This is a genomic window from Pseudomonas solani, from assembly GCF_026072635.1.
GTDB classification, from domain to species: Bacteria; Pseudomonadota; Gammaproteobacteria; order Pseudomonadales; family Pseudomonadaceae; genus Metapseudomonas; species Metapseudomonas solani.
The window spans coordinates 5438015-5462490 of record NZ_AP023081.1 but is presented as its reverse complement, the minus strand read 5'-3'; the positions used below and the strand labels follow the sequence as shown (position 1 = coordinate 5462490).

17 protein-coding genes and 2 pseudogenes are annotated in these 24476 nt (G+C 64.1%); 7 read left to right on the top strand and 12 right to left on the bottom strand.

What is annotated here, in order from left to right; genetic code table 11:
* Positions 1-10 precede the first annotated feature (10 nt).
* The 3 genes from PSm6_RS24755 to PSm6_RS24745 all read left to right on the top strand — a co-directional run bounded on the left by PSm6_RS24755 (position 11) and on the right by PSm6_RS24745 (position 4384).
* Positions 11-2671: an AAA-like domain-containing protein gene (locus PSm6_RS24755; RefSeq protein WP_265168504.1), complete on the top strand. Its 2661-nt coding sequence runs from the start codon at positions 11-13 to the stop codon at positions 2669-2671.
* A 310-nt stretch (positions 2672-2981) separates the two neighbouring features.
* On the top strand, positions 2982-3485 hold the full coding sequence (locus PSm6_RS24750) for a BRO-N domain-containing protein (RefSeq protein ID WP_265168503.1): 504 nt from the start codon (positions 2982-2984) through the stop codon (positions 3483-3485).
* Positions 3486-3790: 305 nt separating this feature from the next.
* On the top strand, positions 3791-4384 hold the full coding sequence (locus PSm6_RS24745; RefSeq protein ID WP_265168502.1) for a hypothetical protein: 594 nt from the start codon (positions 3791-3793) through the stop codon (positions 4382-4384).
* Between the two features lie 301 nt (positions 4385-4685).
* Here the strand turns inward: PSm6_RS24745 and PSm6_RS24740 are convergent, their stop codons facing one another.
* Complete coding sequence (locus tag PSm6_RS24740) at positions 4686-5063, bottom strand: cupin domain-containing protein (protein ID WP_265168501.1); 378 nt, start codon at positions 5061-5063, stop codon at positions 4686-4688.
* 77 nt (positions 5064-5140) lie between these two features.
* A complete protein-coding gene (locus PSm6_RS24735) occupies positions 5141-5947 on the bottom strand; it encodes an AraC family transcriptional regulator (protein ID WP_265168500.1) in 807 nt (268 codons plus the stop codon).
* A 1040-nt stretch (positions 5948-6987) separates the two neighbouring features.
* Between PSm6_RS24735 and PSm6_RS24730 the strand changes: the two genes are divergently transcribed.
* On the top strand, positions 6988-8370 hold the full coding sequence (locus tag PSm6_RS24730) for a hypothetical protein (RefSeq protein WP_265168499.1): 1383 nt from the start codon (positions 6988-6990) through the stop codon (positions 8368-8370).
* Between the two features lie 25 nt (positions 8371-8395).
* Here PSm6_RS24730 and PSm6_RS24725 read toward each other — a convergent pair.
* The 6 genes and pseudogenes from PSm6_RS24725 to PSm6_RS24700 all read right to left on the bottom strand — a co-directional run bounded on the left by PSm6_RS24725 (position 8396) and on the right by PSm6_RS24700 (position 17704).
* Positions 8396-9444 (bottom strand): annotated as a pseudogene (locus tag PSm6_RS24725) (hypothetical protein).
* A 109-nt stretch (positions 9445-9553) separates the two neighbouring features.
* Positions 9554-10330 carry an APH(3') family aminoglycoside O-phosphotransferase gene (locus PSm6_RS24720; protein ID WP_021217284.1) on the bottom strand — a complete coding sequence of 259 codons (777 nt, stop codon included), beginning with the start codon at positions 10328-10330 and terminating at the stop codon, positions 9554-9556.
* Positions 10331-10450: 120 nt separating this feature from the next.
* Positions 10451-11977 carry an MFS transporter gene (locus PSm6_RS24715; protein WP_021217285.1) on the bottom strand — a complete coding sequence of 509 codons (1527 nt, stop codon included), beginning with the start codon at positions 11975-11977 and terminating at the stop codon, positions 10451-10453.
* Positions 11974-13397 (bottom strand): annotated as a pseudogene (locus PSm6_RS24710) (efflux transporter outer membrane subunit). Before PSm6_RS24710 ends, PSm6_RS24715 begins: the two are co-directional and overlap by 4 nt.
* A gap of 5 nt (positions 13398-13402) precedes the next feature.
* Positions 13403-16528 (bottom strand): multidrug efflux RND transporter permease subunit, encoded by a 3126-nt coding sequence (locus PSm6_RS24705; RefSeq protein WP_265168498.1) that lies wholly within the window; start codon positions 16526-16528, stop codon positions 13403-13405.
* Positions 16529-16555: 27 nt separating this feature from the next.
* Positions 16556-17704 carry a MexC family multidrug efflux RND transporter periplasmic adaptor subunit gene (locus PSm6_RS24700; RefSeq protein ID WP_031286971.1) on the bottom strand — a complete coding sequence of 383 codons (1149 nt, stop codon included), beginning with the start codon at positions 17702-17704 and terminating at the stop codon, positions 16556-16558.
* Between the two features lie 172 nt (positions 17705-17876).
* Between PSm6_RS24700 and PSm6_RS24695 the strand changes: the two genes are divergently transcribed.
* Positions 17877-18440 carry a TetR/AcrR family transcriptional regulator gene (locus PSm6_RS24695; RefSeq protein ID WP_265168497.1) on the top strand — a complete coding sequence of 188 codons (564 nt, stop codon included), beginning with the start codon at positions 17877-17879 and terminating at the stop codon, positions 18438-18440.
* A 434-nt stretch (positions 18441-18874) separates the two neighbouring features.
* Here PSm6_RS24695 and PSm6_RS24690 read toward each other — a convergent pair whose 3' ends face one another.
* On the bottom strand, positions 18875-20005 hold the full coding sequence (locus PSm6_RS24690) for a M14 family metallopeptidase (protein ID WP_043244783.1): 1131 nt from the start codon (positions 20003-20005) through the stop codon (positions 18875-18877).
* A gap of 99 nt (positions 20006-20104) precedes the next feature.
* A complete protein-coding gene (locus PSm6_RS24685; protein ID WP_021217291.1) occupies positions 20105-20758 on the bottom strand; it encodes a YceH family protein in 654 nt (217 codons plus the stop codon).
* Positions 20759-21144: 386 nt separating this feature from the next.
* On the opposite strand from PSm6_RS24685, the gene PSm6_RS24680 reads away from it, so the two are divergent.
* Positions 21145-21708, top strand: a complete 564-nt coding sequence (locus tag PSm6_RS24680; RefSeq protein ID WP_043244782.1) for a hypothetical protein — start codon at positions 21145-21147, stop codon at positions 21706-21708.
* Positions 21709-21845: 137 nt separating this feature from the next.
* Here the strand turns inward: PSm6_RS24680 and PSm6_RS24675 are convergent, their stop codons facing one another.
* Entirely contained in the window at positions 21846-22304 is a 459-nt protein-coding gene (locus tag PSm6_RS24675; protein WP_043244780.1) for an Lrp/AsnC family transcriptional regulator, read from the bottom strand.
* Positions 22305-22435: 131 nt separating this feature from the next.
* On the opposite strand from PSm6_RS24675, the gene PSm6_RS24670 reads away from it, so the two are divergent.
* A complete protein-coding gene (locus PSm6_RS24670; RefSeq protein WP_043244779.1) occupies positions 22436-23056 on the top strand; it encodes a LysE family translocator in 621 nt (206 codons plus the stop codon).
* A 293-nt stretch (positions 23057-23349) separates the two neighbouring features.
* Here PSm6_RS24670 and PSm6_RS24665 read toward each other — a convergent pair whose 3' ends face one another.
* Complete coding sequence (locus PSm6_RS24665) at positions 23350-24474, bottom strand: ABC transporter permease (protein WP_043244777.1); 1125 nt, start codon at positions 24472-24474, stop codon at positions 23350-23352.
* Positions 24475-24476 lie beyond the last annotated feature (2 nt).

Genomic DNA, 24476 nt, shown 5'->3' with positions numbered 1-24476 from the left:
GCGCACAATAATGCAAAAAAAAATCAAACCATATGCAATTGTGCCAAAAGAGCTCTACGTCACTCGAGAAGCAGATAGGCAACTGCGGCAGATAGTTGAAGACATGGGGCGCCCAGGATATGTTCTTGTATCTAGGCAAATGGGAAAAACAAACCTTCTACTTAACGCAAAGAGAGATTTTGACTCGAACGATAACTGCTTTTGCTATTTAGACGTCTCAAACTCTTTCTCAGACCTCCGCTCCTTTTTCCGCAACATCATCGACATAATACTAATAAGCAAAACACCACTACTAAATAGCACTAAAGAGCGAATCCAAGCATCAAGATCGAAATCCGAAGATCTACAGCCACACAAAGAACACGAGCTAGAGCTAAGAGAAGTATTAAACACTCTACCTGGAAAACTAATTATTTGCCTGGACGAAATTGACGCCTTAACCAAAGTCAACTACTCAGACAATGTATTCTCCCTAATTAGAAGCATCTATTTTTCCGGGAGAACTAATTTCCCACAATTCGAAAGACTAACTTATATTCTTTCTGGCGTAGCAGACCCGGCAGACCTAATAAAAAACAAGGCTATATCCCCCTTCAATATAGGGGAAAAAATTTACCTCAACGACTTCACTCTACTAGAGACCAAGCGCTTTCTTGATCAATGCTCCCTCCCTCTAAATGACGACATAATTGAAAGGGTTTACCACTGGACTTCTGGAAGCCCTAGAGCAACGTGGGATATATGTTCTGCAATTGAAAGTGACTTAGCTGACAACCCGCGCCCGAATATAGATTCTATAGATTCGCACGTACGAACTCTGTACCTTACTAATTTTGACCTACCCCCTTTCGACCATATAAGAGCAAGAGTCGAAATTGATCGAGAAATTAGAAGTGCCGTCATGACCATACATTACGGGAAAAGCGCTTCACTATCTGACAAAATAAAAGACAAACTCTATCTCGCGGGCATTAGCACCCCCAAGAAGAAAGATGGCTCCGTTGCTTTCAAAAACAAAATAATGAGTGAGTCTCTATCTGAGAAATGGATAACGGATATAGAACGCCAAACCTTAACCTTGGAAGAACGGGCGGCCAATAAACTCCACTCCAATGAGTACCAAGAAGCCATCTCTCTTTATCAAGAGTTATTAGCTGAATCTGAAAAACCCGATAGCATCATCACTGCAAAACTCAACATTGGCTTTTGCTTCACTCAACTCGAAGACTTTAAATCTGCACTTGAGGTATTTGAAAGCTGCGAGCTAGGAGACAATCCAAACCAATCGTTGATAGACTTCAAATCTTACTGGAGCGGCATATGCCTCCTATTTTCAGACAGAGTTAATGAGTCGATTGCTCAGTTTAGAAAAATCGCCTATCCAGTAGACGAGAAATATCACAGCAGTTTTTATTCCGAAGCCTGCATCAACCTTGCCAGCGCCTTAATGTCAACGAAGGAAAGGCTCTCCGATCTTGAGGATCACTCGGAAATTCCAGAGCTAATTCTGAAAGCAATTAGCGCAGAGGACGAACTTCAAAAGAGTGGAAAACCCACTCTCGCAAGAAACATTCTCTATACAGCCAACTACCAACTAAGTAGATATTACGGCGAACTCGGAAACATCGACCTCGGCATAGCCCACATTGAGGAAGCGCTCGCAATAGCATCAGAAAATGTAAAATGCACACTAACCCTAGCCAGAGCGAATCTAGAACCAAACCTAGAAGCCAAAAACGAACTATATAAGAAGTGCAGCAGTTTATATATATCGTCTCGCCTAGCACTATCAAAAAACGAACTACTGAATTCATTATATTTCAGCGAAAATGAATGCGCCGACCTTATAGCAAATCTAGTGCTCGCAAATGAAAGCACAGAGGCGAGCCGGCTTTTGTCGTATATTGACAGCGGAGAGCCAAGACAGCCTGTTAATGCCTGGAACCTAATACTAAAAGTCTTGCTCGAATTAATATCAAGAGAGCAATTTATATTTATCCCATTGATCACAAAACTCGCCCTCCCGTATACAAACCAAGCACCAGAAGAAGAACTAAAAAATCTTTTATCACTAAGTTTGCTACTCGAAGTAGACGAAGAACCAAACTCAGTAACAGCGGCTTACCAAGAGCTCTTAAGCCAAGACAGCTATGTACTTTCGGGCGTAGATTTCAGGCCAATATTTCAAATAATCTCAATCCCCTTGGCCGGAGAAGACTATGAAAAATGTCACAGCATCTTAGATCACGCAGATCGCGCATTTAAGCGCTCACTACAAAACAACATCCTAGACGAAGACACCGCTAAATTTGGCGCTCTTGTTTTAATCTACCTGCGAGTTAGATCCGGGGCTTTTTACGAGAAAAATTATCCGATAGACGAAAGTCTTATAAAATTCCTCCCAGTCATCTTAGAGGCAAATAAATTCTCCCTCCCTTACTTCCCTGATGACTTCGGTGACTTTTTTGATAGCGAACTGAGAAAACTTGTTCATGAGGACTTCTATCGCAGATACGAAACTCCACCCTCAACTCAATTAATTGCATCAAAGAAGATTGGTAGAAACGCCATAGTTAGAGTCAAGTACGCAGATGGGAAAATTGAATCCGGTAAATTTAAAAAATTCCTAGCGCAAATTGAAAGTGGTGAATGTGAGCTGATACCAGACTAACAAACATCCTCTTGCCCTCTCCGCCCCACCTCCCTATCCTTCGCCGGTCGCGGTAAATCCCGCGACCGGGTTTGACAGCCCGTTCCGATAGGCGCGATTGCGCCGCTAGGTGCATGCGAAAAACGGCGGACGTTTTTTGCAGGCACGTGCTCGCATGCAGTTTTAACTGCACTGCTTTATGGCAGATCGCGTGGGGAGACCCTCGGGTCTGCCGGGTCCTATCGCCGGTCTGTCAACCCTGCGCGGTCTGCCACCCTTCGTTTGACAGCGGATGGCGGCAGCTCCTGAACCAACTGATAGGAGCTACACCATGCACGAAGCACTCACCCCGCTCTTCTTCCACCGCAACACCTATCCCCTGCGCGCCGTGATGATCGACAACCAACCCTGGTTCGTCGCCGTGGATTTCGCGCGGATGATCGGTGCGCTGCGCCCCTATCGCCTGCCCCAGCGCATGGACCCGAACCAGAAGCGCTGGGTGCTGCTGGAGTACGCCACCGGGTTGCGCGAGGAGGTGGAGGTGATCAGCGATGCCGGGGCCTACAAGGCGCTGTACCGCTTCCGCCACCCGGAGCACCGCTGCATCGGCCAGTGGCTGAGCGAGGTGGTGCTGCCCACCCTGCACGACCGCCACCGCAACGCCGAGGCGGCGCCGCAACGGGCCCTGATGCATTGGGCCAACCAGCAAGTGGGCGTGCTCAAGTGGCAAGGCGATATCTGGATCGCGCGTCGCGACCTGCCGGTGTTTCTGGCCATCCATGACGAGCCGGAACTGCGCGACCTGCCGAGCTGGAAGGGCTTGCAGCTCCTGTAGGTTGGGCTGAGGAACGAAGCCCAACGTGGCGGGGGTCGTGGGTTGCGCCCTGCCCCCGCCTGTCGTGAATGAATTAGGGTCTGCGCAAGCGCGATGCTGCGCATCGCCGGGCGACTGAAGTGGCCCCTACATCCCGCATACGCAGCCTGGGCTTCAGCTTCACCGGAAGCACCGAGTGGAGGTGCGCGCGGCACACCCTACGGCACGTGGCCATCCTGTCGGGATCAAGTGAACTACCCTCGTGATAACCCGCACCGCAGCAAACGGCACAAGGTGATCGGATAGGCACAAACGAGGACGACGGAATGGAATCCATCAACAACTGGCAGAAACTCGACTACATCAGCAAAGCCATCGCCGCCGTGTTCATTCCTATTGCGATCGCAGTCCTGGCTAATGTCGTTGCCAACGCGAACAAGCAGCGGGACGCGGAAGTGAAGTTCGTGGAGCTGGCCGTCACCATCCTGAACGAGGACCCACGCGACAAAACAGACCCAGAGGCGAACAAGAAGATTAGAGGCTGGGCGGTGAAGATACTCGACGCGTATTCGGGGGTCACCATGTCGCAGGATGCAGCGGAGGCGTTCATTACGACCGCCCTTCCCACCACTTCCTCCAGCCCGGCGGATACCTGGGGAGTGATCCTGGGCGGAGATACGTCCCTGGATAACGCGCAGAAAACCGTCGGGACAATCAAACAGCGTGTCGGGCTGGATGCCCAGATATTTCGCCGGGCCGGCTCGTTCCGCAGCGTGAAGGTCTACCTCGACAACAACGAGGCCAAGCAGGCGTTGGCTCAAGCCAAGACGCTCAATCCCACTGCTTACCTGGTCAACATGGCGAAGTGGTGCCCTACGAGCACGCTCCAAGGTGCTTATTACGAGTGCCAGCTTCCCTGAGGCATGGTCTTGGAGGTTGGGCTGAGGGACAAAGCCCAACGTGGCGGGGGGCGTGGTTGCACCCTGCCCCCGCCTATCGCGAATGAATTCGCTCCCACGAAGGCGCGATGCCGGGCATCGATGGGCGGCTGAAGTCGCCCCTACACCCTGCGTGCGATCACGTGCGTAGCCCGGGCTCCAGCTTCGCCGGGAGCACCGAGCGGAGGTGCGCACGGCACACCCCACGGCAGGTGTTTGTCCTGTCAGCGCTCGGTTCGAACCCTGACGGCCTATCGCGAATAGGTGCGATGCAGGCGGGCAATCAGATCCAGACGTCGTTCTGCGCGGTGCGTTCGCCGCCTTCCTCGCCGGTGTTGAGCACACCACGGGGCTCGATGAGCATCATCTTCACCTCGCCTTCGGCGTAGGGCTTGTGCTCGACGCCCTTGGGCACGACATAGAGTTCGCCCGGCCCGAGCAGGACGGCACCGTCGCGCAAATCGATGCGCAGCTGGCCTTCGAGCACCAGGAAGGCTTCGTCTGTGTCGGCGTGGGAATGCCAGATGAAGTCGTCCTCGATGCGCACGACCTTGAATTGGTAGTCGTTCATTTCGGCGACGACCTTGGGGTTCCACTGCTCGCTGAACAGCGAGGTCTTCTGCAACAGGTTGATGCTCTGGTGGTTGGGCTGAACGGCCATGGTGCGGCTCCGGGTTGGGGGTTGAGCCGCGAGAGTAGCGAGGCCCGCCGTAGCGCTCTTGTACGATCCTGCAAGCTTCAGCGGCCGTGCATGCGCAGCCAGCGCGCCGGGGGCAGGCCGTAGCACTGGGTGAAGTGGCGGGTCATGTGGCTCTGGTCGAAGAAGCCGGCGGCCAGGGCCGCATCGGCCAGGCTGAAGCCGTCCAGCAGCATGCGCCGGCAGCGGTCGAGGCGGCGCAGGGTGAGGTAGCGGTAGGGGCTGGTGCCGTAGAGCGCGCGGAAATCGCGGGACAGGCTCCAGCGTTCGCGGCCGCTGGCGCGCTCCAGTTCGTCGAGGGTGACGTTGCTGCCGAGGTGGCTGTGGATGTAGTCCCGGGCGCGCTCGACCGAGGCGAAGTCGAAGGCCCGCCGCCCTCGCCGCCTGCCACCTACCGCCTGCAGCGCCTGGGCCAGGTCGAAAATGGCGTCCTGTTCCTCCAATGCCTGCAGCGGGCGGTCCATGGCCTGCATGAAGGTTTCGGTGGCGCGGTGCAGACGCAGGTCATCGGAGAGGCCGCCCGGCACGAAGGGCAGCGGCCGGCCTCCAAGCACCTGCTGGATCAGCACCGGCTCGACGTAGATCATCCGGTAGTGGAAGCCGGCCTCGGTGCCGGCCATGCCGTCGTGGAGCTCGTCGGGGTGCAGCACCAGGGTGCCGCCGGGCAGGCTGTGGCGCAGGCTCTTCTGGTAGCTGAAGCTCTGCACCCCGGACAGGGTGCGGCCGATGGCGTAGGTGTCGTGGCGGTGTGGGTCGTAACCGTGGCCGCCGAAGTAGGCCTCGATGCGTTCGATCCGCGCCGGGTGGTCGCTGCGCCGCACCCAGTCGCGCGTGCCGGGCTCGGTCATCAGGCGCGCTTCCTGGCCTTGGCGGGGCGCGAGGCGTTGAGCGCGACGATCAGGCGGGGGACGTCGTCGGCGCCCTCTTCCACCTTGCGGCGGTCATTGCTCATGGGGTTGTCTCCATTGGGTCGCGGGTTTGTGCCAGGGGCTGATTGAATACTAGCCAACCTCAGCGCGCCATAGGTTGCAGCAGGCATGCCCTCACCTCCTGGCCTCGGTGTGGGCCCACGGAGGGCGATCGACTGGGGTGGATCGCGCTTCATCGGTCCACCATTCGGGCTCGCCGGACACGTCGCTGGTGGATGAAAAAAGCGCCATCCACCCTACGCGGCCGTGAGTGCGAACTCGCCTGGAGGCGGCCGTGTTGCTGGTTCGGAGGCCTCGCGTTCGTGGGGGTTCCGGTGCATGGGGGCGATTGGCGAGCGTAGGGTGGACCGCGCTTAATCGGTCCACCATTCGGGCTCGCCGGACACGTCGCTGGTGGATGAAAAAAGCGCCATCCACCCTACGCGGCCGTGAGTGCGAACTCGCCTGGAGGCGGCCGTGTTGCTGGTTCGGAGGCCTCGCGTTCGTGGGGGTTCCGGTGCATGAGGGCAATGGGCGGGCGTGGGGTGGGCCACGCTTCATCGGTCCACCCTCTCGGCTCGTCGGTCACTTCGCTGGTGGATGAAAAGAGCGTCATCCACCCTACGCGGCCATAAGTTCGAGCTCGCCAGGGGGCGGCCGTGTTGCCGGTTCGGAGGCCTCGCGTTCGCGGGGGGTCCGGTGCATGGGGGCGATTGACCAGGCGTAGGGTGGAGCGCGCTTCATCGGTCCACCTTCCGGGCTCGCCGGTCACTCCGCTGGTGGATGAGAAGAGCATCATCCACGCAGCGCCAATGGAAGCGCCCTGTCCACCCAGGTGCGAGGGTGTCGCCGGGCCGGACCTTCGGGCGGGCCAGGCGCTGCCGGCTATTGAGCGAAAGCCGGCGATTGGCCATTATCCCGCCATGCCCGAAACCCGCTTGCTCTGCCGCGTCGCGAGGCGGCTCCGATAGGGAAATCCCATGAACAGAACCTTATGCCTCAGCGTCCTGGCACTTCTGCTGGCCGGCTGCGAGAGCACCGACAACGCCGCCCTGCGCCAACAGCAGCAGGACTACGAAGCCGCCCGCACCTACAAGGCCGCCATCGCACCGACGGTGGCCAGGCTGTCGCAGGCGTATGCAAGCCGCTACCCGAAGCTGATCCTCAAGGCCTATGACGACATCGTGCTGGTGGCCGGCGAAGTCGACAGCGCCCAGGCCCAGCAGGCGGTGTTCGCCGAGGTGTCGGCGATCCCCCATGCGGAGGTCTACACCTTCACCCTGGTCCGGCAGGACGGCTCCAGCGCCCAGCTGGCCAAGGATGCCGGGCTCAAGCAGCAGGTCAGCCAACTGCTCGCCGCCAGCTACCTCGATGTCTATGTGGTGGACGGCCGCCTGGGCGTGGTCGGCCAGGTGCCGGCTTCCAGTTACGAAACCCTGCGGGCCTCGCTGGCCGCCATCCCTTCCCGGGTGCCCGGCATCCAGCCCGACCCGCACCTGGTCATCAGCCTGAAGGGCGACCTGAGCACCTTCACCGCCGAGTCCTACAAGGACATGGGCGACTGGGCTCCCGCCAATGCCAAGGTGGCGCCTCGGGTCAGGCCCACCAGCCTCTCCGGTGCGGTCACCAGCACCGCCCTGGCGCCCATCATGCCCGCCGTCACAGCGAGCGCCGCACCTGCAGCCCCTAGCTACGCCTCGACGCCTGCTGCAGCGCCCGCCACCTCGCAAGGCAGTGAGTCGGGCATGGACACGGTGAAGATGGTCGGCGCCCTCGCCGGCGTCGCCCTGGGCAGCAAGGTGGCCTACGACACCGGCAACGCCGCGCAGGGCCAGCAGGTGATGCAGGCCGCCTTCAATGCAGCGGGCATCGACACCAGCAGTGCTTCTGGCAGCGCAGGCGCCTACTCGGGCGGCTCGATGGCGGGCGCCGGCACCCAGGGCGGCCCCAGCCCGCGCGTGGTGGCGGCCCAGCAGAAGACCTTCAGCTTCGCTGGCAACTGCCCCGCCGATGCGAGCGGCGTGCTGCCGGAGCTGAGCCACCCGGAGATACGAGGCAATGCTGGCGAACTGCAGAAACCCATCGTCGACATGGCCAGGTCAGCGGGTGGTTTCGACCAGGCGATCAGCCTGACCAGCGCCCAGAAGGACGAATACATCCGCGCCGCCACCGAAGCAGCCCAACAGGCATCGGACACCTGGGGCGGCGACAGCCCGCTGTATGACGTGAAGACCTGCCCGCAATCGGAAGGTATCTATTGCAGCGGCGTACAGGCCATGTGGCTGTACAGCGACATGGCCATTTACACGCAGTACGTGAAGGACGCGCTGGTGTGCCACAAGGCGCGCGGAACCAAGCTCTAGGGCTGGGAGCTCCGCGGGGCCAGGCTTACGGGGTCAACGACAGCGGTACGCCCCAGAGCGGGTCTTCCTTGCCCTGCTGGCGCAGCGGGGTGAGCTGCAGGGGCACGAGCCGGGACAGCATCTCCTGGTGCCTGTCGCTCAGGTAGCGCGGGGAGATGACGGAGGTGGCGAAATCCATGGGTGCCGGCCAGGTGTAGACGGTGAAGTTCTGCAGCGGGCACTCGATCTTCGTCGGGTCGGTCGCCCGGCACTTGGCCCGCTGGTACTGGGCGCTGGGGCTCTTCAGGTGCATGCGCGGAGCCAGCACCAGCTGCCCGCCCTGGACGGTGAAGCTGGCGAGGGCCTTGTCCGCCGGCAGGCGCGCCTGGACCTTGATCGACGGGACGTCGCGGGAGTCGGTCTGCTGGTAGTAGCCGGCCCCGCGCCCTGGGTGGTCTGGCTGTACTGCTGCTCGCCCCAGGCCACGCAGGCGCCGCTGGCCACGTGCACGGCGGTGCAGACCTTCTCGCTCTTCAGCTCGCTGCCGTAGGTGGCGTCCTTCCACACCTCTTCGCGGTAGTACTCGCGGTACATCTCGGTGGACAGGTACGCGGTGCCGTTGGGGCCTTTACCCGAGCCGACCGAGCCGACCGGGCCGCTGCGGGCGCCGACCTCGTCGAGCACCCCGCGGATCTGGTAGTCGTCGCCCCCGGTGAGCAGGTACTTGCCGGGCGGCAGGATGTGCACCTCGAAGGCCGTGAACAGGTTGCTGGGCTTGGGGTCGCGCTGCAGCTCGTTGGTCTTGAAGCGGCGGCCGAAGGTGATGTTCGGGTCGCTCTCGTTCTGCCAGATCACCGTGGGCGTCCACTGGGTCATGGTCAGCGCGTCGTTCAGCGTCTTGTGCGGCATCACGTCGGCCACCAGCACCACGGCCATGTTCGCCTTGAGCGCCGCGTCCACCTTGTCCAGCAGGGGCCCGTTGCTCGGGTCGTCCATGCCGTAGCCGCTGGTGTAGGGCTCGGGCACGCAACCGGCGAGGGAGAAGGCAAGCAGCAAGACGGAAGGCAGGGCAAGAAGCGGGCGAGGCAGTCGCATGCATCGATCCTTGATAGAGGCTGGAGCGGGTCCTGGACCGGTCATTTTCCATCGACACGGTATGGGGGCGAAATAGTGCAGATGAGCTAGATCAGCGCCCGCGAGGGGCTTAGAACATCTCGTCCAGCTGTTCGAAGAACAGGCGCCTGGCCGGCTGGTCGGGGATGCCCAGTTGGCGGATGAAGCGCTCGGCCGCATCCGGCGACAGCTCCTCGGCGAGGTTGCGGTGGGCGAAGGCGATATCCAGCCAGCGGTCGGCCAGGCCACCGCGCCCCAGGTCGATGAAGTGCAGGCGCTCCCGGGCATCGAGGAAGAGGTTGGCGTCGCACAGGTCGCCGTGGCTGAAGGCAAGGTCTTCGACCGGCACGCTGGCGTGGAGGTGGGCGATCAACGCCTCGGGCGTCGGCAGGTCGGGCCAGGTTTCCGGGTCCCAGTCGTCGGCGATCAGCCCCTGGCCCACCAGGTACTCCAGCTCGCGCAGGCGCACGGAGGCTGACGAGTCGAAGGGGCAGCCCTCCACCGGCACCGCCTGCAACTGGCGCAGGGCCTCACCGAAGGCCTGGTGCACGGTGGGCGCCTCCGCCATCAGCTCGGAGAGCGGCTGGCCGGGCACGGCGCGGGTGATCATGAACTCGTGCCCGTCGCCGGCGGCGCAGGCCACCACTTCGGGCACATGGAGCTTGCCGTCGAGCCACTGCAGGACGCTGGCCTCGCGCAGCACGCTGTAGGTGGTGGGCGCATAGACGGCGGCGCTCAGCTTGAGGAAGAAACGGTCGTTGCCCCGGCTGAAGGCGTGGACTTCGCACGGGGACTCACCGACGCAATCCCGCGTCAGGGGCGCGCCGTCGATGAAGCGCGCGATGGAAGAAGGAAGCACGAATGGCATGGAGCCCGCCTGTCGTTGATGGAAAGCGCGCAACGATAGCGCAGCCGCCGGGCACAGGAGGCGCGGAAATTGTGACAGGCCTTGAATGCGCAGCCCCGGCCCAGAGCCGGCGCGCCGCACTCAGTGCCCCACTGCGGCGGGCTCGCTGCCCTCCTCCTTGCCCAGCGAGAGGAACACCACCACCGCCAGGCCGGCCAGCAGCGTGGCGGCGGAGAGCAGCACCGCGCCGTGGGCTGCACTGAAGGCTTCGCGGCCGGCCTGGGCCAGCGGCGCGGCCAGGGTGGCGTCGAGGCGCTCGGCGGCGACCAGGGTGTCCGACAGCGAGCGGATCGCCTGGTCCTTCACCGCCTCGGGCACGCCGCCCGGCAGGTGGATGGCGGCGCCATAGACGCTGGAGAGCAGTACGCCGAAGGCGGTGATGCCCAGCCCGGTGCCCATCTCGTAGCCGGTGGCCTCCAGCGCACCGGCGGCGCCCGCCTTGCTGACCGGCGCGGCGCCCATGATGGCGATGGAGGATGCGGTGAGGCCGATGCTCAGGGCCAGGCCCAGTAACACCAGCAGGCCGATCACGACCAGCCCGGCCTCGCGGAAGTCGCTGAACCCCAGCCCGGCGAGGCTGATGGCCGAGCACAGCAAGGCGGTGGTCGCCACCCGGCGCAGGCCGACCAGGGACGCCAGGTAGCCCGCCAGCGGCCCGCCGACGCCGGCGGCGATCATCAGCGGCAGCAGGAACAGCCCGGCTTGCAGTGGCGTGCGGCCAAGCACCAGTTGCAGTTCCTGGGCGATGGTGAGTTCGGTGCCGGCCAGGGCGCCGGACACCACCAGCGCCATGATCAGCCCGGAGCGGATGGCCGGCCGCGCGAACAGGCTCAGGTCGAGCATGGGTTCGGCGCTGGTGAGCTGGCGGCGCACGAAGTCGGCCAGCAACAGGACACCCACCAGCAACGTGACGCCGCTGACCCAGGACGGCCCACCCGGCTTGAGGCCGGATTTGAGCGCATGGACGCTGGCGATGATGCCGGCGATCAACAGCAGCGCCTGGCCGATCTTCCAGCCACCGCTGCCACTGCCGGAATCACGAGGCACCAGTACATAGGCCAGGGGCCAGATAAGCAGCATCACCGGCAGGTTGATGAGGAACACCGAGCCCCACCAGTAATGCTCCAGCAGCGCGCCACCCACCAGCGGGCCGAGCGCCGCGCCGGCGGAGGCCACCGTGCCCCACAGGCCCAGGGCGATGCCGCGTTCCTTGGGCGACTCGAAGGCGCGGCGGATGATCGCCAGGGTGCAGGGCAAGGCCATGGCGGCGCCCACCGCCATGCCCGCGCGGGCGGCGATCAGGGCGCCGGCCGTGGGCGCATAGGCCGCCACGCAGGACATGCCGACGAACACCAGCAGGCCGGTGAGCAGCATGGGCCGGCTGCCGATGCGATCCGCCAGGGTGCCCATGGGCACCAGCAGGCCGGCCATGATCAGCGGGTAGATATCGATGATCCACAGCACCTGCTCGCCGCTGGCCCCCAGGGACAGGGTCAGCGACGGCACGGCGATGTGCAGCACCGTCATGTCGATGACGATGGGCAGGTACGCCAGGACCACCACCAGCAGGATCAGCCAGCGGTTGCCCGGAGGGTGGCTCGAACTCATCGACTCTCCACGCTGGGGTCGGCACCGCTCCAGCCGCCACCCAGGGCGCGGAACAGGTCGACCAGGGCGAGCTGCCGCTGGGTGCTGGTTTCGATCAGCGTGGAGTCGTTGACGAAGCTGCTGCGCTGGGCATCCAGGTAGCGCAGGTGGCTGTCGACACCGCCTTCGTAGCGGGCCTTGGCCAGCTTGAGGGTCTCGTTGCTGGTGTTGGCCAGGGCGCGGCGGGCCGCTTCCTCGCGGCGCAGCGTGTCGGTGGCGGCCAGGGCGTCGGCCACTTCGCGGAAGGCCGTCTGGATGCTGCCTTCATAGGCGGCCACGGCGGCGTCCTTGCGCACTTCGGCGAGGTCGAGGTTGGCGCTGTTGCGGCCGGCATCGAAGATCGGCAGCGACAGGGTCGGCATGAAGCTCCAGGAGCGCGAGCCGCCATCGAACAGGCCGGACACTTCGGCGCTGGAACTGCCGTAGCTGCCGGTGAGGCTGATGCGCGGGAAGAACGCCGCGCGCGCCGCACCGATATCGGCGTTGCGCGATTTCAGCCGATGCTCGGCGGCGAGGATGTCCGGGCGCCGTTCCAGCAACGCCGAGGGCGCACCGGGGGCGATGTCCTGGATCAGCAGCAGCTCGTCACGCGGGGCCTCGGGCAGTGCCTTGGCGGCGTCCGGCGTGCCGATCAGCAGCACCAGGGCGTTGAGCGCCTGCTGCTTCTGCCGCTGGTTGGCTTCCAGCTCGGCACGGGCTTGCTCCACCAGGCCGAGGGCTTCCTGGTGATCCAGCGCGGTGGCGGCACCGGCGGCGCGGCGCTGGGCGGTCAGGTCGAGGGAGTCCTCGCGGCTTTCCAGGGTCTGCCGGGTCAGGGCCAGGCGGCGCTGGGCGCCGTCATAGGTGAGGTAAGCCTGGGTGACTTCGGCGACCAGGGCGATGCGTGCGCTGCGGCCCGCTTCCTCGGTGGCCAGGTACTGCTCCAGGGCGGAGTCGGTGAGGCTTTTGACCCGGCCGAACAGGTCGAGCTCGTACTCCGGCAGGCTCACGCCCACCTGGTAGCTGCTGGTGACGGTGGAGGTGCCGGTGCTGGAGAGGCCCCCGGCACTCGCTGGCGATTACCCGAGGCACTGGCGGAAAGCCCCGGCACCCGGTCGGCGCGCTGGATGCGGTACTGGGCGCGGGCCTGCTCGATGTCGAGCAGGGTCTGGCGCAGGGAGCGGTTGTTGGCCAGCGCCTCCCCCACCAGCCGACGCAGGTCGGCGTCGACGATGAAGGTGCGCCAGTCCAGCTCGCTGGCGGCCTGGTCCTGTTTGGCGGCTGGGCCGCTCCAGTGCGCGGCCACCGGCGCTTCGGGGCGCTCGTAGGTGGGGGCCATGGAGCAGCCGCCCAGGGTCAGGGCGATCAGCAGGGCCGATGCGGTCAAGGCGTGTCTGTGCATGGTGCTCAGGCCTCCGTGGATTGTTGAGCAGGTGCGGAGCGACGCTTCAGCAGCGACAGCACCCAGACGAAGCAGATGGGCACGAAGATCACCCCCAGTACGGTGGCGCTGAGCATGCCGCCGATCACGCCGGTGCCGAGGGCGCGCTGGCTGGCCGCACCGGCGCCGCTGGCCAGGGCCAGGGGCACCACGCCGAGGATGAAGGCCATGGAGGTCATGATGATCGGGCGGAAGCGCAGGCGCGCGGCTTCGATGGCCGCCTCGCGCAGGCCGCGACCCTGCTCCATCAGCTCCTTGGCGAACTCGACGATGAGGATGGCGTTCTTCGCCGCCAGGCCGATGATGGTGATCAGCCCAACCTTGAAGTAGACGTCGTTGGGCATGCCGACCGAGGTCACCGCGAGCACCGCGCCGAGGGCGCCGATGGGCACGATGAGCATCACCGACAGCGGGATCGCCCAGCTCTCGTAGAGCGCCACCAGCAGCAGGAACACGACCAGGATGGCCAGGGCGAACAGTTGCACCGCCTGGCCGCTGGCGACCTTCTCCTGGTAGGAGAGGCCCGTCCACTCGTAACCGATGCCGGCCGGGGACTGGCTCACCAGGCGCTGGATCTCGGCCATGGCTTCACCGGTGCTGACGCCAGGTGCGGCGTCGCCGGCGATGCGGATGGTCGGGTAGCCGTTGTAGCGCACCAGTTGCACCGGGCCTTCTTCCCAGTGGGTGGTGACGAAGGCGGAGAGCGGCACCTGCTCGCCCTTGGCGTTGCTGACGTAGAGCTTGAGCACGCTTTCCGGCGTCATCCGCTCGCCCTGCTCGGCCTGCACCACCACGCGTTGCTGGCGGCCGGCGTTGGAGAAGTCGTTGATCACCGAGGAGCCGAACGCGGTGGACAGCGCGCTGCCGATGGTTTCGAAGCTCACGCCCAGGGTGCGGGCCTTCTCGCGGTCGATCTCCAGGCGCAGCTGGGGCGCTTCGGCCAGGCCTTCCATCATCGCGTAGAGGATCTTCGGGTTGCCGTTGGCCTGGCCCAGCAACTGGTCGCGGGCGGCCAGCAGGGCTTCACGGCCGAGGCCGCCACGGTCCTGCAGGCGCAGGGAGAAGCCACCGGAGTTGCCGAGCCCGTCGATGGGCGGCGGAGTGACCGCCATGATCGTGCCGTCGCTGACACCGGCGAGGCTCTGGTTGGTCAGCATGGCTTCGGCACCGGCCGATTGCTCGTCGCTGCGCACGGACCAGTCCTTCAGGGTCGGGAAGGCCAGCGCGGCGTTCTCGCCCATGCCGGAGAAGCTGAAGCCCATCACCAGGAAGGTGTTCTCCACCGCCTCGCGGGAGCCCAGGTACTGCTCCAACTGCTGGCCGGTGACGTCGGTGCGCGCACGGGTGGCGCCCGGCGGCAGCTGCACGTCGACGATCATGTAGCCCTGGTCTTCCACCGGTACGAAGGATTCCGGCAGGCGCAGGTAGAAGTAGCCAAGCACCGCCACCAGGCCGGCGTACACCAGCATGAAGCGCCCGGCACGTTTCACCAGGCCGCCGTTGAGGCGGGTGTAGCCCTGGGTGAGGCCGGTGAAACCACGGTTGAAGGCGCCGAAGAAGCCGCGCTTCTCATGGTGCCCCTTGGGGATCGGCTTGAGCAGCGTGGCGCACAGGGCCGGAGTGAAGGTCAGGGCGAGGAAGCCGGAGAACAGGATCGACACTGCCAGCGACAGGGAGAACTGCTGGTAGATCACACCCACGGAACCGGCCATGAAGGCCAGCGGCAGGAACACCGCCGACAGCACCATGGTGATGCCGACGATGGCGCCGGACACCTGGCCCATCGCCTTGACCGTGGCGTCGCGCGGGGACAGCCCCTCCTCGGCCATGATCCGCTCGACGTTCTCCACCACCACGATGGCGTCGTCCACCAGGATGCCGATGGCCAGCACCATGCCGAACATGGTCATCATGTTCACCGAGAAGCCCAGCAGGTACATGGCCGTGAACGTGCCCAGCAGGCACACCGGCACGACGATGGCCGGGATCAGGGTGTAGCGCACGTTCTGCAGGAACAGGAACATCACCAGGAACACCAGCACCATGGCTTCCAGCAGGGTGTGGATCACCTTCTCGATGGCCACGCCGACGAAGCGCGAGGTGTCGTAGGGCACCGAATACTCCACGTCGTCGGGGAAGTTCACCGACAGCTCGGCCAGGCGCTGCTTGATCGCCTCGGCGGTCTGGATGGCGTTGGCGCCCGGGGACAGCTGGATGGCGCCCGCGACCGAGGGTTTGCCATTGAGGCGCGAGGAGAAGTTGTAGCTCTCGCTGCCCACTTCCAGGCGGGCGACGTCGGCCAGCTTCACCGAGGAGCCGTCCTGGTTGGCGCGCAGCACGATGCGACCGAACTCGGCCGGGTCGTCCAGGGTGCCCTTCACCGCCAGGGTGGCGGTCAGTTCCTGCTCGGTGCTGCCCGGCGAGCTGCCAAAGGCACCGGCCGGGACCTGCACGTTCTGCCCACGGATGGCGTTGCTCACGTCGTCCAGGGAGAGGCCGTAGCCCACCAGCTTCTGCGGGTCGATCCAGACGCGCATGGCCGCTTCGGAGGAGAAGAACTGCAGCTTGCCGACACCGGCCACCCGACGCAGCTCGTTGTTGATGTTGCGCGCGGCGTAGTCGCCGAGGACGGTGGTGTCGCTGCGCTGGGCGCCTTCCTTGAAGTTGAGGGCGTAGATGAGCAGGAAGCCGGCGCTGGTCTGCTCCACTTCCACGCCTTGGGTGAGCACGGCCTGGGGCAGGCGCGACTCGGCCTTCTTCAGGCGGTTCTGCACGTCCACCTGGGCCAGTTCCGGATTGGTACCCGGCTGGAAGGTGACCACCACTTCGGCGGTGCCGTTGGAGTTACTGGTGGATTCGAAGTAGAGCAGGCTCTTGGCGCCGTTGAGCTCTTCCTCGATCACGCTGGTGACCGAATCCACCAGCACCTGCGCCGAGGCACCCGGGTAGGTGGCGGTGACGGTGATCTGCGGTGGCGCGACGTTGGGGTACTGCGCCACCGGCAACAACGGGATGACCAGCAGGCCGGCCAGGGAGATGAACAGCGCCACCACCCACGCGAAGTTGGGACGCTTGATGAAGAACAGAGACATGGATGATTCCTCGCGACTATCCCGGCCTTACTGGCGGGACGCCTGTTGCTCCTGGGTGGGGCGCGGCTCGACCTTGGTGCCCGGCTGCAGGCCGGTGAGGCCGCCGACGATCACGCGATCACCACTGGCCAGGCCCTGGCTGATCTGCCAGCGCGAACCCTGCATGGCGCCGGTGTGCACGGGGCGCGCCTCGACACGCTCGTCAGCCCCCACCACCAGCACCAGGGCGGAGCCATCGGGCGAGCGCTGCACGGCGCGCTGGGGCACCAGGATGGCCTGGGCATCACTGCCCTGGGGCGCGCTTACGCGCACATACATGCCCGGCAGCAGCATGCCATCCGGGTTGGCGAACTTGCCGCGCAGGGACACCTGGCCGGTGCCCGGGTCCACCGAAACGTCGGTGAACAGCAGCTCGCCCTGACGCTGGTAGTCGGTGCCGTCGATACGGATGCTCAGCGCCTGGCTGTCACCGGCGGAAAGCTGGCCGCCCTTGAGCGCCTCACGCAGGCGCAGGGCATCGGCCACCGGCTGGGTGAAGTCGGCGTAGACCGGGTCGAGTTGCTGGATGCGCGCCATCAGGGTGGTTTCGCCCTGCCCCACCAGCGCGCCTTCGGTCACCAGCGCACGGCCGATGCGACCGGAGATGGGGGCCTTCACCGAGGCGTAGCCCAGGTTGAGGCGCGCGGTTTCCAGGTCTGCCTGGGCCGAACGCACGGCCGCCTTGGCGCTGCGCAGGTCGGCGGTGGCGGTGTCGAAGTCCTGCTGGCTGACCGCTTCGATCTTCACCAGGGGCTCGTAGCGCTTGACCCGCGCCTGGGCTTCGAAAAGCGACGCTTCTGCGCGGGCCAGCTCGCCTTCGGCACGGGACACCGTGGCTTTCAGCGGCGCCGGGTCGATCTGGAACAGCAGCTCGCCGGCCTTGACGTCGGCGCCTTCCTCGAAGCGCTTCTGCACCACGATGCCCGCGACCCGGGCCCGCACCTCGGCCACGCGCACGGGCTCGATGCGCCCGGGCAGCTCGGTGGTAAGCACCAGCGGCTCGGTGGTCACTGCCACCACGTCCACAGGCCTGGCCTGCTCGGCCGCCGCCTCCGGCTCGCCGGACGCCCCGCAACCCGCGAGCGCCATGGCCACCACCCATGCACTGATTGTTCCTGCTGCACGCAACCTGCCCATGTAATTCACCCGGACGACTTGACTGGAAAGGCGCGCATGATCTTATCTAGATCGAAATGAGTCAATATTGTCTCATATGAATCTTTTGTTATTAATCATGTCCTCCACCGTTGAAGCCGGAGGTTTTTTCTGCACAATGCGCGCAATCCGAAAATCAAGACGGGATCCATCCATGTCGCTGACAGCTCAAGACGAACGACTTCTCAAGGCGCTGGCCGTCGCGTTCGTCGAGCGTCCACGTGCCACCTTGAAGGAACTGGCGGAAGCGGCCGGGGTCAGCAAGGCCACGCTGCACCGCTTCTGCGGCACGCGGGACAACCTGGTGGACATGCTCATCACCCACGGCGAGACGGTGATCAACCAGATTCTCTCGGCCGGCGACCTGCAGCAGGCCGAACTGCTGCAGGTGCTGCGCAGGCTGATCGCCGAACACCTGATGCACCGCGAGCTGCTGGTGTTCCTGATGTTCCAGTACAAGCCCGACACCCTCGACCCGAATGCCGAGGACGCCCGCTGGCAGACCTACTGCGACGCCCTGGACAAGTTCTTCCTGCGCGGCCAGCAGGAAGGCGTGTTCCGCATCGACATCAGCGCGGCGCTGTTCTCCGAACTCTTCCTGTCGCTGATCTTCGGCATCGTCGACGCCGAACGCCGCGGCCGCGCCGCAAGCTCCAGCTCCGCCGCCCTGCTCGAGCTGTTCTTCCTGCATGGCGCCGCGGCGCCGACCCGAGCCTGATGCCCCTGGCATTCCCGGGCTGAAGCCCGGGCTACGCACTAGGGGGTGGCGGCTTTCGTAGGATGCGTCGGGCGGCGTTCCGCGAGCGAAGCGAAACCCATGCGGTGGCAGAAACCCTTGGGCGCCAGGAAAGCACCGTGCTTACGCGTTTGCTTCAAAACCAAAGCAGCTAACGCAGACATAGGCAATTCATTCGCCAAGCGACGCATAGCGCCGCCAGCTTCGCGAGCAGAGCCCGCTCCTACAGACGTGCCAAGCGGAAGGATCTTGGCAAGGTCCGGCCCCGCCTGTTGGACTTCGTACCTCAGCCCAACCTACGGGTAGCCCCAGGAGCGAGGGCCGTGGGAGCGGATTCATCCGCGATGCAGCCACAACGAAAAACGCCGCCTCCCCGTTGTCGGGAAGGCGGCGTTTTCACAAGGGCGCAGCGGCAGTCAGCGCAGGCCGTCGACCATGGCGGCGGCGACGCTGATCACGTCCTGGCCGAGCTTCATGGAGCGCTTGCCGTCCCAGGCGGTTTCCCGGTTGGGGTTGTCGTCGTGGTCCTTGAACGGCATCTCGATGGTGAACGACAGGCAATCGAACTCCATGCCCACGGCGTTGCAGGCCAGTGTGGTGTTGGCCTTGCCGGGCTCGTCCTTCGGGTAGCCGTAGCGGGTCTGGAAATCGGCGCCGATATCCACCAGGCGGTTGCGGAACTCGTCTTCCAGGCGTTCCAGGCGCTTGCTGTAGCCGGGGTTGCCTTCGCAGCCGGCGGTGAACACATGGGGGATTTCCTCGTCGCCGTGGATGTCGAGGAACAGGTCGACACCCACCTTGCGCATCTGCTGCTGGACGAAGAACACCTCGGGGCTCTCGGCCTCGCTGGCCGACTGCCAGGCGCGGTTGAGGTCCTTGCCGGCTGCGTTGGTGCGCAGGTGGCCACGGAAGGCGCCATCGGGGTTCATGTTCGGCACCAGGTAGAGGTCGGCCTTGGCCAGCAGCTCTTCCAGCTCGGCATCGGCCTTGCCCTTGAGGCGCTCGATGATGCCCTCCATGAACCACTCGGCCATGTGCTCGCCGGGGTGCTGCTGGGCGATGATCCAGACCTTGCGCTGGGCCGCCGGGTTGCGGCTGACGCGCAACAGTTGGATGTCGCGGCCCTCGATGCTCTTGCCGGTGGCGAACAGCTCGGCGCCGGCATTGGCCAGGGCGTCGGCGATCAGGCGATCGTGGCGCTCGCGGCTGTAGGGCTCGAAGTAGGCGAACCAGATCTGCCCTTCACGGGGCTGCAGGCCGAAGTGCAGGCCCTTCTCGTCGAAGTGGCTGGGCACGCGGAACCAGTTGACGTGGTCGTAGGAGGCGGCGGCGTTGTAGCCGGTCCAGGCATGGGCATAGGCGGACTGCCCGGCGTTCACCAGGCTGAAGTCGTGACGCTGGCCGGGGGTGAGGCCCTCGACCTTGAAGTGGAACCACTGGAAGTGATGGCTCTTGAGGTCCGGGCGCATCGCCAACAGTACGTGCTGGGGGTTGCTGGCGTCCTTTACCTCGATATTGCCGCTATCGAAGTCCGAGCTGATTTTCATGGCTACCTCAAAGGCTGTGGATCAGGGTTGCGCGCAAGGATGGCAGGTCGGACATCCCTGGGAAACGCGCCAAGCGACAAAGAGTTGCGCAGATGGGGCTCAACGCGCCTCGAGTTGCGCCAGGCGCTCTTCGAGTTCGGCGACGCGGGCTTCCAGCTGCTCGATGCGTGCATCGCTGCCGGCACGGCTTTCACTGCGCTCCGGGGCGCTCTGGCGCGCGGCCAGCAGCTCTTCCAGGTCGCCCTTCTCGCCCAGCAGGTGCATGTAGCGGTCTTCGCGCTGGCCAGCCTGGCGCGGAATCAGCGTAACCAGCCCGCGGGCGACGAGGCGTTCGAGGTTGTGCTGCACCTGCTCGACATCGTCGAACTCATGCATGCGGCTGCTGCGGGTGAGCAGCTCGTTGAGGGTCTGCGGGCCGCGCAGCAGCAACAGGCCGAGCAGGATCAGCTGGCCATGCACCAGCTCCAGGGTCTTCTCGGCACGTTGCTCCCAGCGGTCGGCGCGGCTGCCCATGACCAGGCGCGCCAAACTGCGCCCTTCGAGGCTGCGCATGCCCTGCCCCACCTGGCCGGCGGTCAGGTTCATCACCGGTTCGCGGCTGGTCTTCTGGTTGCTGGCCAGCACCAGGGCATTGAGGGTCAGCGGGTAGGACTCCGGCGTGGTGGCCTGCTTCTCGATGAGGCTGCCGAGCAGGCGGACCTCGACGGCGGAAAGGGGCTCGTTGCTGAAGGGGGTTTCGATCTCGCTGGACATGTCGCCATCCGATGGTGGGAAAGGGCCATAGCCTAGCCTGAGTGACCGCCCCTTTACACCGCGACGAGATGGCGGCGGGCCCATCACACGCGTTGTTTTCCTCGAACACTCGATACGCCAGGAAGCCGAACAATCCGCTTGAACAGGCCAATCAATCGAATTAATTGATTATTGTCATTTAACGAAAAAGACTTTTACAGCGCATTTCAGCACCCTAAAAACACACCACAAATATATCTAACTCATTGTTTTTAAATATAATAAACACAACTATCGACGGCATCGATGTTGACCATTAGCCGTATCCACTTTTTTATCGATTTTCCATCCGTAACATTGGCCTCGTGTTCACTTTCAACCCCACTTGAAACCACGAGGCACCCAAAATGAAAAAGCAAATCCTTGCCAGCCTGTTCATCGCTTCCCTGTCCGCTACCGCGTTCGCCCTGCCCCAGGACGCCGCACAGCCCCAGCAGACCCTTGCCAGCGGCGCTGAGCGCACCATCAACCGCCTGGCCGAAGATGGCTCCGCCCGTACCCCTGCTTTCCGTGTTGCCGAAGACGGCTCCGCTCGCACTCCTGGCTTCCGCGTCGCTGAAGACGGTTCCGATCGCACTCCCGGCTTCCGCGTTGCTGAAGACGGCTCCGATCGCACCCCGGGCTTCCGCGTTGCCGAAGATGGCTCCGACCGCACTCCCGGCTTCCGTGTTGCTGAAGACGGTTCCGACCGCACCCCTGGCTTCCGTGTTGCCGAAGACGGCTCCGACCGCACTCCCGGCTTCCGCGTTGCCGAAGATGGCTCCGACCGCACTCCCGGCTTCCGCGTTGCCGAAGATGGCTCCGACCGCACTCCGGGCTTCCGCGTTGCTGAAGACGGTTCCGATCGCACTCCTGGCTTCCGTGTTGCCGAAGACGGCTCCGACCGCACCCCGGGCTTCCGCGTCTCCTGATCAGGCCGTTGCACAGCTTGCAACCCGACCCAGGAACCACGCGCGAGGTCTGAGCGATGTACCCAGCCCGTAAATGCTGAAGGCGCCCATAAGGCGCCTTCAGTGCATCTACCCTTCCCTCTTTCTCTATCCCGCGTTCATTCCTGCCCGACGCCTTCCGGCGATTGCAGTGGGCGCAGCGGAATCGGCTGCGACATGACAATGGATGTGCGCGTCTCGCCGAAGTGATTGATGCTGCCGACGAATCGCTCCAGGTGGCGGATATTGCGCGTCACCACCCGCAGCACGAACGAGTCCTGCCCCGTGACGTGGAGGCATTCCAGCACCTCGGGCATCTGCTGCAACAAGGCGACCAGCCGCGCCTTGTCCGGCTGGGGCGTGGTCATGCCGATCAGCGCCATCACCTCGTAGCCCGCCTGCTCGGCGGAGACGCAGGCGCGATAGCCCTCGATCACCCCGGCTTCCTCCAGCCGCTTGAGGCGCTCCGAGGTGGCCGGCAAGGACAGCGCCACCCGGTTGGCCAGCTCGGTGAGGGAAATCCGCCCCTCGGCCTGCACGGCCTGGAGGATTTTCCAGGATTTGGCATCAAGCTCCATGATTAAGGTCCTCACGGGTAAATACGAGAGCATTTCAGGCAAAGCACGATAACTACCGTAGCTTCTGCATTCAAAGCCGCTTCAGTGGCACGCAAAATAATGCCATCCCGCCACCTGCCCGGTACCGCCCGATGGACTTAGCGCTGTTCTTCAAATCCGCCTTGATCGGCCTCTCCATCGCCGCGCCGGTGGGGCCCGTCGGCCTGCTCTGCATCCAGCGCAGCCTGCTTCATGGGGCGCGCATCGGCTTTCTCAGCGGCCTCGGCGCTGCATTGGCCGACGCCTGCTTCGGTGCCCTGGGCGCCTTCGGGGTGCAGGCGCTGATCCAGGGCTTCGTGGCGCTGGCCACGCCCTTGGCATTGCTGGGTGCGGGTTACCTGGCGTGGATGGGCATCCGCCTGTTGCGCACCGCGCCTACTCGGCAAGCCGCCAGCCTGGCGGAGCCCGGCAGTGGCTGGCGGGCGCTGTCCTCGGTCTTCGCGCTGACCCTGACCAACCCCATGACCATCCTCGCCTTCGTCGCGGTCTTCGCTGGCCTGGGCGCCGGCGCCGCGCCCGGCACGGCGAACGCGCTGTTGATGGTCGCCGGGGTGTTCTGCGGTTCGGCGCTGTGGTGGCTGGCCCTGGCGCTGGGCGTCGCCGCCGTGCGCCACCGCCTGGACGGGCGCCTGCTACGGCGCATCGACCAGGTGGCGGGGCTGTTCCTGCTGGGCTTCGCCGCCTGGCAACTGGCGCGTGCGCTGGGGCACTGAAGGCGTTCCCACGTAGGTCGGGTGCAACCCGGCACGTTCATGCACAACGCCACGCGGGTTTCACCCGCCCTACGGTTATGCGCGCCTGTATGACCACAACACAAGGTGGGCTCCCATGGGGCCCGGAGCATTGGGCTGGGGCATTGCGTAGCCCGGGCTTCAGCCCGGGAGCGGAGTCGCCAGCCCCCCGTAGGCCGGGTGCAACCCGACACGTTCATGCACACAACCACGCGGGTTTCCCCCGCTCTACGGTCGCGCCCAAATGACCGCGGCACAGGGTGGGCTGCTGGCGCTTAGGCCATCTGCGTGATGGTGCGGCGGAAGCGCGTCAGGGCCGCGAGGAAGAAGGCACTGCCGATGCCGATGATGGCGAGGAACTGCGGCCAGACGATCTCCAGCCCCGCGCCGCGATAGAGGATGCCCTGGGCCAGGGCGACGAAATGGGTGGTGGGCGCCGCCAGCATGATCTGCTGCACCAGCTCGGGCATGCTCTCCCGCGGCGTGGTGCCGCCGGAAAGAATCTGCAGCGGCATCAGCACGAGGATGGTCAGCAACCCCAGTTGCGGCATGGAGCGCGCGACCGTGCCAAGGAAGATGCCCATGGAGGTGGTGGCGAACAGGTGCAGCGCCGCTGCCACCAGGAATAGCCCGAGGGAGCCCTCGATGGGCACCGCCAGCCAACCGCGCACCACGAACACCAGGCTCAGCGCCGCGGCCACCAGCACCACCGTGCCCATGGACCAGACCTTGGCCAGCATGATTTCGAAGGCCGACAGCGGCATCACCAGCAGGTGTTCCACCGTGCCGTGCTCGCGTTCGCGGATCAGCGCCGCGCCGGTGAGGATGATCGACAGCATGGTGATCTGGTTGATCACCTCCATCACGCCGCCGAACCAGGCCTGGGTCAGGTTGGGGTTGAACAGCGTGCGCACCGCCAGCTCCGCCGGCATGGCGCTCGCGCCCCGGTAACGGGCGACGAATTCGTTGACCTCGGTGTTGACGATGTTCTGGATGTACCCCGCCCCGCTGAAGGCCTGGCCCATCTGCGTGGCGTCGACGTTGAGCTGCACCGCCGGGTTGCGCCCGGCGAGCACGTCGCGCTGGAAGTCCGGCGGGATGTCCAGGGTGAAGGTGTAGAGCCCGGTGTCCATGCCCCGGTCCATACGCCCCTGGTCAATGAGTTCCGGGGTGCGGAAGTACGGCGGCTGGAAGGCATTGACCAACCGCGTGGAGAGCTGCGAGCGGTCCTCGTCGACCACGGCGATGGGCGCGTGGTGCAGGGTTTCCGGAATGCCGGTGGCGGAGCTGTACACCCCCAGGCTGAAGGCCCAGAGGATCAGCACCAGCATCGCGTAGTCGCGCTGCAGGCTGCGGAACTCCTTGAGCCCCAGGTGGAAGATATTGGCCAGGCTGCGCATGG